We start from the raw sequence: 10,928 nt of genomic DNA, 5'->3' as shown, positions 1-10,928 counted from the left end.
GGCCCAGGACGAGCCCCCAGCGCTACGTCGTGCCTGTCAGTGCCTCCCCGACCCTCAGGCGATGAGCGACTGACCTCCGTCGACGAACACCTCGGTGCCGGTCACGTGGCTCGCGTCGTCGGACACGAGGTAGGCGATGGTCGCCGCGACCTGCGCCGCGACCCCCGGCTCCTGGCCGGTGAGGGGGATCTGCCCGTCGGGGAACTCGGCGGCCACCCCGAGGTCCTCGGTGTGCCGCTGCTCGGTGTTGTCGTCGATCTCGGTGTCGATCGCGCCCGGGCACACGGAGTTGACGCGCACCCCGCGGGGCCCGAGCTCGACGGCGGCCATGCGCGCGAACGCGACCTGGCCTGCCTTGCTCGTCGCGTAGGCCGAGGCGCCGGAGTTGCTGAAGGTGCGGGTGCCGTTGATCGAGGAGACGACGACGACCGCGCCGCCCTGACGCACCAGCAGCGGCACCGCGAACCGGACGGTGTGGAACGTGCCGGTGAGGTTCGTGGCGATCGTGCTGTCCCACTCCTCGGGCGCCAGCTCGTCGAGCGGGGCCCAGACGCCGTTCACGCCGGCGTTGGCGACGACGACGTCGAGCCGGCCGAGCTCCCGCTCCACCCGGGCGAGCACGTCGCGCATCGCGTCGGCGTCCCCGACGTCGGCCGCCACCGGGAGCACCGTGCCGCCCCCGCTCCGGATCTCCTCCGCGACGTCGTCGGCACTCTCCTGGCGGTGTCCCAGCGCCACGACCGTCGCGCCCTCGCGGGCCAGGCGCACCGCCGTCGCGCGTCCGATGCCCGACCCCGCTCCCGTGACCAGCGCGACCTTGCCGTCCAGACCGTTCATCCTCGTTGTCCCCCTCCGGTGATCGACGTCGTCGACGCTAATGACGAGCGGGGAAGCTCGCGCGCGGGCCACCACCGACCTCCCGGGACCCCGTCGCGCTAGCGCACGTGGCGGACCTCAGCGAGATGCAGACCCTCGTCGACGAACCGAGCCCCGTCGGGCAGGAACCCGTTGCGCTCGTAGAAGCGCCGCGCCCGCGGGTTCGCCTCGGCCACCCAGAGCTGGGCGGGCGTCCCCGGGGGCAGGGCGGTGTCGAGCAGCGCCTGACCCGCCCCCGTCCCGTGGTGCGCGGCCAGCACGTAGAGGAGCCAGAGCTCGCGGTCGCGCACGGGCTCGTGGCTCCCCGCGAGACCACGCACGTGAGGTGGCGGCACCTCGCGCCCGTCGACCGCGGCGGGCAGCAGGCGACCGGTCAGCGCGTCCCCGTTCCCGACGACGTCGTCGAGCACAGGGTGAGTGCTGGTCATGGGCCCTCCTGGGCGATGGCCGGGGCCGCGCTGCTGGATGTGCGACGCCGCCGTGGCGGTGTGGCGGGCGTCGGCATAGCGTGCTGGAGGACGTACCGGTCGGAGGGGAGCCCCGGGATGCGCGGTGTGGTCGGTCGAGGGCGAGCCGTCGTGGCGTGCGGTGCACTCCTGGCGGGGGCAGGCCTCGTGGCTCTCGCGCAGGGGGCGTCGGCCGAGGTGCCGTCACCGGCCGCCGACGAGTCGGTCGTCACGGTGCGCGTCGGGGGCGACCGGACCGCGGCGGGCGGGGTGGCTCCGCTGCCCGGGGTGCCCCTCGGCCTGTACGCGGACGCGGACGCGACCACCGTGGTGGACGACGCGTGGGGCGTGTGCGTCGCGGACGCCGACGGCGACTGCTCCTTCACCGTGCCGGACACGGCCGCAGGCGGGGAGAACGCCGGGGCCCGATACGTGGTCAAGCAGATCTCCGCGCCCGACGGGTGGTTCGTCAACCCGACGCTGCGGGTCGGCCCGGGCAGCGGGTCGAGCTCGACGGCCCAGCCGTACTCCTTCACGACCCCGGCGCTCGCGGGCGGCCAGACGTACTCCTCGCTCGACACGACCATCGACTTCATGGCCGGCACCGCGGGCAGCGGTCGCCCGGTGACGGACTCGGAGGGCATCTGGCAGCAGTCGCGGACCAACCCGGCGCTGGCGGCGCAGTGCGGCGCCGACATCGCGCTCGTGCTCGACCTGTCGTCGTCGCTGGGCAGCCAGGTCACCAACCTCAAGGCCGCCACGGACTCCGTGGCGGACGCCCTGGTCGGGACCCCGTCCCGCCTCGCGGTCTTCTCCTTCGACCGCTTCTCGCCCAGCTCCGGGTCGGACGGGAACCGCCCTGACCTGGTCAGCGTCGCCACGCAGCAGGGTGCCGACGCCTTCAAGGCCCAGTACGCCGACTGGACCACGGGTTCGGGGACGAACTGGGACCAGGGGCTGCGGGTCGTGGCCGACGCCGACCCGGCGTACCAGATCGTCGTGATGATCACCGACGGCAACCCCACACGCTTCGGCGCCACCGGCAGCGGAGGGACCGGCGGCACGACGCACCTGCGCGACGTCGAGAACGGCATCTACTCGGCGAACGCGGTCAAGGCCGAAGGGTCGCGGCTCCTGGTGCTCGGCGTGGGCTCCGGGATCGACGACGTCACGCGGCTCAACCTGCGGGCGCTCTCGGGGGAGACCTTCTACACGGGGGGCGACCCCGCGGAGGCCGACTACTTCGACCTCGACGACTTCGAGACCGCGGGGACGGCGCTGCGCGACCTGCTCCTGAGCGGGTGCGACGGACGGATCAACGTGACGAAGGCGATCGTGCCCGCCGGGAACGAGGCGGGCGACGTCTCCGGTGCCGTCCCTGCCGGTGCGGGCTGGCAGTTCGACGCCGCGACGTCCGCCGCGGGAGTGACGCTCGACCCGGCGACGGCGACCACGACCGACGACGGCACGGGCAGCGTCGCCTTCGAGGCCGACTACGCCGGGGTGCCGGCCGACGCGGAGGTGTCGGTCGCCGAGACCCAGCAGGACGGCTACGCGCTGGTGCCGGTGGACGGCCAGAACGCGGTCTGCGTGGACAAGCTCGACGACGACACGCCGGTCGCGGCGTCGGACGACGGCGCGACCGGGTTCACGGTGACCCTGCCGGCCTCGGGGTTCGTGAGCTGCACGGTGTACAACCAGCCGCTCAGCAGCGTCGTCGTGGACAAGATCTGGGTGATCGACGGCATCGAGCTCGCGGAGGGCGAGCAGCCGGACGGCTTCACCGCGCAGCTGTCCCTGACGGGACCGGGCGGCGCCGAGGCCACCGACCAGGCGTGGGGCGAGGAGCGGGGCGGGTACCAGGGCCCCGAGGACGTCACCGTCGACGAGACGACGACCCTCCCGGCCGGGTGCGTGCTGGCGGACGCGGAGGTGACGTCCGTCGACGGTGAGGCGGTGGACGCCGCGCCGCTGCCGTACGCCACGACCGCGGCGCGCCCGGCCCGGCAGGTCGAGGTGACCAACCGGGTGACGTGCCCGCCCATGCTCACCCTGGTCAAGGAGGTCGTCAACGACGACGGCGGCACGGCGACGGCGGGCGACTGGACGCTCTCGGCGTCGGGCCCGGTCGACATCGAGGGTGTCACCGGCGAGGACGCCGTCACGCTCGCCGCCGTCGAGGCCGGGGACTACACGCTCGCCGAGGACGGGCCGGACGGGTACACCTCGCTGGGGTGGGAGTGCACCGACGACGTGTCGGGCGGCGACGTGGAGGTGGTGGACGACGTCGTGAGCGTGGGCGCCGCGGACGCGGTGACGTGCACGGTGACCAACGACGACGTCGCGGCGCCGACGACCACCCCGAGCACGACACCCGGGACTCCTGCGCCGACCGCGAGCCCGACGACCACCCCGGTGCCGGGTGCGCCCGGTCCGGGCGGCCCCGGCGGGCAGGTCCCGCCCGGCGGGCCGGGGGCGTTGCCCACGACCGGTGCGAGCGTCGCCGGGTTCCTCGGCGCCGCGGTGCTGCTCGGCCTCGCCGGGTGGGCGACCGTCGCCGCGGCACGCCGCCGCCACGACACCCCGTGACCGCGGCCGGCCCCCGTCCCTACCGGGCGCCGGCGTCGTCCGCCACGGCCAGCGCGAGCTCGCAGAACATCGAGTCCGCCCAGGAGAACCACGGCCGCGAGAACGAGGTCGGGTCCGACGGGTCGAAGCTCTCGTGCACGTGCCCGGTGCCGCCGTCGGTGTCGGCGATCAGCCGCAGCAGGCGCACCCGGTCCGCGGGGGTGCCGGTCAGCCCTTCGACGGCGAGCGCGATCGGCCACACGTAGCCGGGCTGCGTGTGCGGGCTGCCGACGCCGGCCGCCATGGTGCCCGTGAAGTAGTACGGGTTCGCCGGGCTGAGCACGAGCTCCCGCGTGGCGCGCCAGACGGTGTCGTCCAGGACGTCGGGCGCGACGAGCGGCAGCGACAGCAGCGACGGCGTGTTGGCGTCGTCCATGCACAGCACGCCGCCCAGCCCGTCGACCTCGTAGGCGTAGACGCGCGCGCCGCCGCCGGGCGCGGCGACCACGCCGTGCGCCATGACACCCGCGACCAGCTCGGCCGAGAGGTGACGGGCGTCGTCGGCCAGGGCGACGTCGGCCCAGACCTCGTCCGCGATCTCGGCGACGGCCCGCAGCGCCTGCGCGGCGAACAGGTTCGCGGGCACGTTGTAGCCGTACGTGCAGGCGTCGTCCGACGGGCGGAAGCCGCTCCACGTCATCCCCGTGAACGCCACGGGGGTGCCGCGACCGTCGCGCGCCAGCGTCTCGGTGGGGACGGGCGTGTCGCGGCTGAAGCGGTACGGCGACGAGTCGTGGTGCTGCTCGGTACGCAGCTGGTCGACGACGGTCCGCAGCACCCGGTGGGCGCGCTCGTCGAGCACCTCGGTGCTGCCCGTCTCCCGCCACAGCCGGTGCGCCAGCGTCACGGGGTACGCGAGGCTGTCGACCTCGTACTTCTGCTCCCACACGTGGGGGTCGTCGCAGACGTCGTCGGGGTCGTAGTGCGCGCCCGTCGGGCCGTCGTTGAACGCGTTCGCGTACGGGTCGTGGTCGAGGCACGCGAGCTGGCGACGCACGACGCCCGCGACGAGCGCGGCCAGCGGCGGGCAGTCCGCCAGGAAGCGCAGGTACGGCGTGAGCTGCGTGGTCGAGTCGCGCATCCACATCGCGGGGATGTCGCCCGTGATGACGAAGACGCTCCCGTCGGCGCCGACCGTCACGGTGTCGGTGAGGGTGCGGCGCAGCGCCGCGAGGACCGTCTCCGCGACGCGCTCGCCCGACGTGGCGCGGACCCGCTCGGCGGCTGCGCGCAGCGTCGCGTCGATCTGCGGGTCGAGCGGCGCGGGTGCCGTCGAGGTCGTGGTCATCGTTCCCAAGGCGTGCAGTCCTCCTGGTCGGTGACGCGCACGACGGCGGCGCCGGCGGGCTCGTCGAGGTCGGGGGTGCACCACGCGCCGACGGTCACGGGCGTGGCGACGGGCTCGCCGGTCGCCCACGAGCCGAGCTCGTCGAGGCCGAGCCGGAACGTCACGGACGCCGTCACGCCCGCCTCGACGGTGGCGCGTCGCACCCCCAGCAGGGTACGACGGCGGGGCCGCACGCCGCGCTCGTGCCGGCGGCCGTACAGCGGCACCGACAGGTCCACCGCGGCCGGGCCGGCGTTCGTCACGTCGACGGTCAGCGCGGCGACGGCCCCGGCCGCGAGGTCGGCCGCGGTCACCGTCGCGGCAGGCGTCCGCAGGGTCGTCGTGACGCCCGGCGCGTGCGCGGTGCCGAGCGGCAGGCCGCGCAGCACCGGGTGGTCGCGGTAGCCGCGGGCGGTCTCGAGCCGCTCGTCGTGCGCCACGGGCACGACGCCGTCGGCCGTCGGGAACGTCGCCGGGAGCCGGCCGGAGGCGGCGCCGGTGAGCAGCGCGTCCGCGATCGCGGCACCGCCCGTCGGGCCGGGGAACGGAACGACGAGCAGGGCGTCGACGAGCGGCACGAGCTCGGTCAGGGCGCGGGGGCGGCCGTCGACGACGACGCCGACCACCGGCCGCCCCGACTCCCGCGCGGCCCGGACGACGTCGAGCTGGGCCTGCGGCAGCGCGACGGAGGACAGGTCGACGCCCTCGCCGTTCGTCGTGTCGGGGGCGGGGCCCTCGACCGCGCCGTTGTCGGCGAACTCGTCGTCGTAGCTGCGCCGGCTGGTGCCGCCGAGCACGACGACCGCGACGTCGGCCGCCGCGCAGGCGTCGCGCACGTCGTCGAGCGCGCCCGGGTCGTCGAGCGGGCCGCGCAGCCGGCTGCCGACCGCGTGTCGCACGTGGTCCGCGCCGAGCCGGGCGGTGAGCGCCGACAGCACGGTGGACGCGCCCGGGTCGTGGGGCGGGCGCGGCGGCGTGTAGTCGCCGAGCTGCGCGTCGAGGTCGTCGGCGTTCGGCCCGACGACGGCGACCGTCGCGTCGCCGTGCAGCGGCAGCACGCCGTGGTCGTGCACGAGGACGACGGCCTGGCGGGCGGCGCGCTCGACGAGGGCGACGACGTCGCGCGCCGGGGCGTCGCGCGGGACCGGCGGGGCGACGGGCTCGCCGAGCAGCCCCAGCCGGTGCTTGAGCGCGAGGACGCGGTCGACGGCGCGGTCGAGCACCGCCTCCGCGACGAGGCCGCGGTCCAGCGCTGTCCCGAGGTGCGTGAACGCCTCGTCCCACAGGCTGAGGTCCACGCCTGCCTGCAGGGCGAGCGCGGCGGCCGAGGCGGGGTCGGGCGCGCTGTCGCGGAGGCGGTCGACGGCGGTGCCGTCGGCCATGACCAGGCCGCTCCAGCCCCAGCGTGCGCGGATCGTGCCGGTGAGGAGCTCCTCGTTGGCGCTGCACGGCACACCGTCGACGTCGTTGTACGCGGCCATGTAGCCGGCGACGCCGACGCGGGCGGCGGCGTGCGCGGGGCGCAGGTGCAGCTCGCCGAGCTCGCGCCGCCCGATCGGGGCGCCGGAACCGTTGCGCCCGCCGATGCCGGCGCCCTGGCCGGCCAGGTGCTTGGCGACCACGGCGACGTGGGCGGCGTCGATCGGGTCGTCGCACGACGCGGTGCCCTGCATGCCGCGCACCGTGGCCGCGACGAGGGCGGCGGCGAGCGCCGGGTCCTCCGAGAAGCACTCCTCGGCGCGGCCCCAGCGCGGGTCGCGCAGCACGTCGAGGCCGGAGACGAGCGCGACGTGCGTGCCGCGGGCGCGCGCCTCGGCGGCGACGGCCGCGGCGAGCTCCTCGGTGAGCGCGGCGTCCATCCCGGCGCCGAGCGCGAGGTTGACGGGCAGCGTCGTGCCGCCGAGCGCCATGAGCCCGTGCGGCGCCTCCTCGACGAACAGCACGGGCAGCCCGTCGCCGTACCGGGTGACGTGCTCCTGCACGGCGGCGTAGGCCTCGGCGCTGCGCTCGGGCGGGACGCCGTTCTCCCACCGGACCGCGGACCACGGGTCGGCGCGCAGCACGCCGTACAGGGCGCCGAGACCGCCCCAGCGGTCGACCTCGCGGCGCAGCACGTCGGTGACCTGCGGTGCGCCGTCGACCCAGCGGACGGCCTCCCAGCCCTTGAGCCGCTGGTTGACCTGGCCGATACGGGTCGTGAGCGGCAGCGACGCCGCGGTGACGGGTGGGGTGGACGTCATCCCTTGACCGCCCCCGACAGCAGCGCGCGCTGCATCTGGCGCTGGAGCACCGTGTAGACGAGGTAGACGGGCAGCAGGGTGAACAGGGTGCCGGCCATGAGCACGCCGTAGTCGGTGCCGGCGTCGACCTTGAGCGTCGGCAGCGCGACCTGGATGGTGCGCTGCGCGGTGTCCGGTCCGATGAGGATCAGCGGGTACAGGTACGCGTTCCAGAACGACAGGAAGTTGAGCAGCAGGACGGTCGCGATCCCCGGGATGCAGATCGGCAGGTACACCTGGCGCAGCACCTGCAGCGACGTGGCGCCGTCCATGGAGGCCGCCTCCTCGAGCTCGCGCGGGATGGTCCGCATGAACGAGGTGAGGATGACGATCGACAGCGGCAGCGCCGTCGCGGGCAGCAGCAGCACGACGAACGTGCGGGTGTGGAAGAGCCCGAGCACGGCCGCGAGGAGGAAGGTCGGGAAGAGGGCGGCGAAGGACGGGATGAGGAACCCGAGCGCGAAGACGCTCTCGACGACCTTGCCGGCCCGCCCGGTGGCCCGGGCCAGCGCGAACGACGCGGGCAGCGCGAGCACGAGCGTGAGCACCAGGGCGCCGACGGTGGTGATCACCGAGTTGGCGATGGCGAGACCGAGGTCGGCCTGGTGGATGGCGGTCGTGAAGTTCGAGAGGTCCCACGTGGTGGGGAGCGCCAGCGGCGACTCGAAGATCTGCTCGTTGTCCTTGAACGACGAGACGATGAAGTAGTAGAAGGGCACGAGGAGCAGGGCGGCGTAGATCCACGCGAGCGTGCCGCTCGTGATCGAGCCGATGCGGTCGGACACCCGAAGGGCGGCGGTCTGCCGGGCCATGACGGTTCTCCTAGGGCGAGGTCGGGGATCAGTGGGTGGCGCGGAGCACGCGGCGGATGAGCCCCATGCCGACCAGGCCGATCACGAAGAGGATGACGCCGACGGCCTGGCTGTAGCCCAGGTCGGCCTCGACGAACGCCTTCTGGTAGATCAGGTAGGCGAGCGTCGTCGTCGAGGTGCCCGGCCCGCCCTGCGTCAGCAGCAGCACGTTCTGCGCGGAGTTGAACAGCATCGACAGGAACTGCAGCATCGTCACGACGCCGATGAAGTCCCGGGCGATCGGCCAGTACATGCGCCAGGCGACGCGCCAGTCGCCGGCGCCGTCGATGCGCGCGGCCTGGACGATCTCGGTGTCCACGCCGTCGAGCCGGGCGGCGATGAGCACGGCGGAGTAGCCGATGCCGCTCCACAGCTCCACGGCGATGATCGCGCCGAGGGCGGTGCTGGGGTCGGCCAGCCAGGCGGTGCCGTCGAACCCGAGGGGGCGCAGGACGCCGTTGACGAGGCCGTCCGGGTTGAGCATGGCGTAGAAGACCATGGCGGTCGCGGGCGCCGAGATGAGGGCCGGGATGAAGAGCAGGTAGCGCAGCACACGGTGCCCGCGGGGCTTCTGCACCACGTAGAACGCGAGCAGGAACGCCAGCACGATCATCATCGGCAGCCCGATCACGATCTGCACCGCCGAGTTGCGCACGGCGGCCCAGAAGGTCGGGTCGGCGAACACGGCGGTGAAGTTGCCGAGACCGGTGAAGGTGGGGGTGGCGAGCATGCCCGGCCAGGACAGGAACGCGATGACGAACATCGCGACCACCGGGCCGATCATGAAGACCGCGTACCAGACGAGGGCGGGCAGGGCGAGGCCGGGGAACCGTTCGCGCAGCGGGGCGCGGCGGCGCGACGCGGCGGGGGCCCCGGGTGACGGGGCGGCGGCGGGGGCGGTCGCGGTCCCGGCGGCGGCGAGCGTGGTCATGGGAGTCCTTTCCTGGCGCCGGCGGTCAGGCCGCCTGGTAGGCCTTCTCGAACGTGTCGACGATCTGCTCGGCGGACGCGGTGCCATAGGCGGACGCGGTCGCCTTGACCATCGGTTCGAAGACGGCGTCGGGGATGAGCAGGTCGGGCAGCATGACGGGCGTGACGTCGTCGTCCGTGAGCCGGGAGGCCTGCGCGACCAGCGGGAAGTCCGTGCTGACGGTGTCGGTGACGCGGTTCATGTCGCGGCCGGAGCCCAGGATGAACGCGTCGATGACCTCGTCGGAGTACAGGTACTGCACGAACGGCTTGATGAGGTCGAGCTTCTCGGCGCCGTTCTTGCTGATCCAGATGCCGTGGCCGTTGTAGCTCTTGATCACGCTGGGGCGCGTCAGCACCCCGCCGGACGACGGCATCGGCCAGCCCCCGACGGTGACCTCCTTGGCCCGCTCGCCCGGGACGAGCGCCAGGGCCGACGACATCGCGGGCACGATCGCGGCCTTGCGGGTGTTGAACTGGGTCAGCTCGGAGTCAGAGGTGTAGCCCTGCACGTCGTCGACGAAGACGCCGGCGTCCCGGAGCTCGACGAAGTGCTCGACGCCCTTGAGGGCCCCGGCGCTCTCGGAGAGCTTGCCGGAGGAGAAGACGGTGCGCGCCTCGTCCTGGGTGAGGAAGCCCTGCAGGATCTGCAGGAACATCTTCTGGCCGCTCCAGTCGGAGCCGCCCACGGTCACCGGCCCGATGCCCTTCGAGCGCAGCGCGTCTGCCACGGCGATGAGCTCGTCGGAGGTCGTCGGGATGTCGACCCCGGCCTCCTCGAGCAGGCCGGTGTTGTACGACACCGGCCAGTTGGTGCGCGTGAACGGGAAGGCGCGCAGCCGGCCCTGCGGGTCGGTCCACTCGGTGAGCGCCTCGGGGAAGATCTTGTCGCGCAGGCCCCAGTCGTCGAGCAGGTCGGTCACCGGGATGGTGGCACCGAGCCGCGTCCACGACAGCGTGCGGCCCATCATGTTCACGATCGCGACGTCCGCGGCCTTCCCGGCGAGCGTGCTCGTCTCGAACACGATGGGCAGGTCGGAGCCGTTCTTGAGCTGGGCGACGGTCCGCCCGGTGCGGCGCTGGTAGTCGGCGACGACGTCCGCGAACACCTGGGCCCCGGCGACGGCGCCGCTGAGCTGGGTGTGCACGGAGATCGACCGCGGTCCGCTCCCGGCGGGAGCGAGGGCGCCGCAGCCCGCGAGCAGCGGGGTGAGGACCCCGCCGCCGATGGCCGCCTTCAGCACGGTGCGCCTGCTGACGCCGTGGGTCACTGGTCCTCCCTGAGAGCTACGGTGCGTCGTTCGGGGGGCGGAGCACAGCCTCCGCCACCGCTTCCTTGTAAAGCGGTACACATCAAGTGCCGTGCAACGTATACCGCTTTACATTCGTCGGTCAACCCCTCTACGCTCGGACGCACCATGACTGCCACGAGCCCGAGACGCGTGACCATCGCCGACGTCGCCAAGCACGCCGGCGTCTCGCCCTCCGCCGTGTCGCACGCCTTCAACGGTCGCCCCAACGTCTCCGAGGCGACGGCGGCCCGGATCCGGGC

The 10,928-nt window shown here is 73.9% G+C and carries 9 protein-coding genes; 2 read left to right on the top strand and 7 right to left on the bottom strand.

Going from position 1 to position 10,928, the window contains the following annotated elements:
• Window positions 1-54: 54 nt before the first annotated feature.
• Complete coding sequence (locus ACFT55_RS15530; RefSeq protein ID WP_380244741.1) at window positions 55-837, bottom strand: SDR family oxidoreductase; 783 nt, start codon at window positions 835-837, stop codon at window positions 55-57.
• A gap of 98 nt (window positions 838-935) precedes the next feature.
• Entirely contained in the window at window positions 936-1,304 is a 369-nt protein-coding gene (locus ACFT55_RS15525; RefSeq protein ID WP_380244740.1) for a GNAT family N-acetyltransferase, read from the bottom strand.
• Window positions 1,305-1,490: 186 nt separating this feature from the next.
• Between ACFT55_RS15525 and ACFT55_RS15520 the strand changes: the two genes are divergently transcribed.
• Complete coding sequence (locus tag ACFT55_RS15520) at window positions 1,491-3,911, top strand: hypothetical protein (RefSeq protein WP_380244739.1); 2,421 nt, start codon at window positions 1,491-1,493, stop codon at window positions 3,909-3,911.
• A 19-nt stretch (window positions 3,912-3,930) separates the two neighbouring features.
• Here the strand turns inward: ACFT55_RS15520 and ACFT55_RS15515 are convergent, their stop codons facing one another.
• Genes ACFT55_RS15515 through ACFT55_RS15495 form a run of 5 tightly spaced genes read right to left on the bottom strand, consistent with a single transcriptional unit; the run spans window position 3,931 to window position 10,647 of the window.
• Window positions 3,931-5,238 (bottom strand): glycoside hydrolase family 125 protein, encoded by a 1,308-nt coding sequence (locus tag ACFT55_RS15515; RefSeq protein ID WP_380244738.1) that lies wholly within the window; start codon window positions 5,236-5,238, stop codon window positions 3,931-3,933.
• The gene (locus ACFT55_RS15510; RefSeq protein WP_380244737.1) at window positions 5,235-7,517 is read right to left on the bottom strand and encodes a glycoside hydrolase family 3 protein; all 2,283 of its coding nucleotides are present in this window, start codon (window positions 7,515-7,517) and stop codon (window positions 5,235-5,237) included. Before ACFT55_RS15510 ends, ACFT55_RS15515 begins: the two co-directional genes overlap by 4 nt.
• Entirely contained in the window at window positions 7,514-8,368 is an 855-nt protein-coding gene (locus tag ACFT55_RS15505; protein ID WP_380244736.1) for a carbohydrate ABC transporter permease, read from the bottom strand. Before ACFT55_RS15505 ends, ACFT55_RS15510 begins: the two co-directional genes overlap by 4 nt.
• 28 nt (window positions 8,369-8,396) lie before the next feature.
• The gene (locus tag ACFT55_RS15500) at window positions 8,397-9,338 is read right to left on the bottom strand and encodes a carbohydrate ABC transporter permease (protein WP_380244735.1); all 942 of its coding nucleotides are present in this window, start codon (window positions 9,336-9,338) and stop codon (window positions 8,397-8,399) included.
• A 25-nt stretch (window positions 9,339-9,363) separates the two neighbouring features.
• Complete coding sequence (locus ACFT55_RS15495) at window positions 9,364-10,647, bottom strand: ABC transporter substrate-binding protein (RefSeq protein WP_380244734.1); 1,284 nt, start codon at window positions 10,645-10,647, stop codon at window positions 9,364-9,366.
• A gap of 147 nt (window positions 10,648-10,794) precedes the next feature.
• Here ACFT55_RS15495 and ACFT55_RS15490 point away from each other — a divergent pair.
• A partial coding sequence (locus ACFT55_RS15490) for a LacI family DNA-binding transcriptional regulator (RefSeq protein WP_380244742.1) occupies window positions 10,795-10,928 on the top strand: 134 nt, incomplete at its 3' end.

Source organism: Isoptericola sp. NPDC057191 (assembly GCF_042670225.1).
Taxonomy (GTDB): Bacteria; Actinomycetota; Actinomycetes; order Actinomycetales; family Cellulomonadaceae; genus Isoptericola.
Note: the sequence above shows the minus strand (reverse complement) of the source record. Positions and strands in the feature narration are given on the sequence as shown.

What these genes read in the sequence shown, in the direction of transcription:
- ACFT55_RS15530 (WP_380244741.1), bottom strand. Translation starts at nt 837, where the DNA reads ATGAACGGTCTGGACGGCAAGGTCGCGCTGGTCACGGGAGCGGGGTCG.
- ACFT55_RS15525 (WP_380244740.1), bottom strand. Translation starts at nt 1,304, where the DNA reads ATGACCAGCACTCACCCTGTGCTCGACGACGTCGTCGGGAACGGGGAC.
- ACFT55_RS15515 (WP_380244738.1), bottom strand. Translation starts at nt 5,238, where the DNA reads ATGACCACGACCTCGACGGCACCCGCGCCGCTCGACCCGCAGATCGAC.
- ACFT55_RS15510 (WP_380244737.1), bottom strand. Translation starts at nt 7,517, where the DNA reads ATGACGTCCACCCCACCCGTCACCGCGGCGTCGCTGCCGCTCACGACC.
- ACFT55_RS15505 (WP_380244736.1), bottom strand. Translation starts at nt 8,368, where the DNA reads ATGGCCCGGCAGACCGCCGCCCTTCGGGTGTCCGACCGCATCGGCTCG.
- ACFT55_RS15500 (WP_380244735.1), bottom strand. Translation starts at nt 9,338, where the DNA reads ATGACCACGCTCGCCGCCGCCGGGACCGCGACCGCCCCCGCCGCCGCC.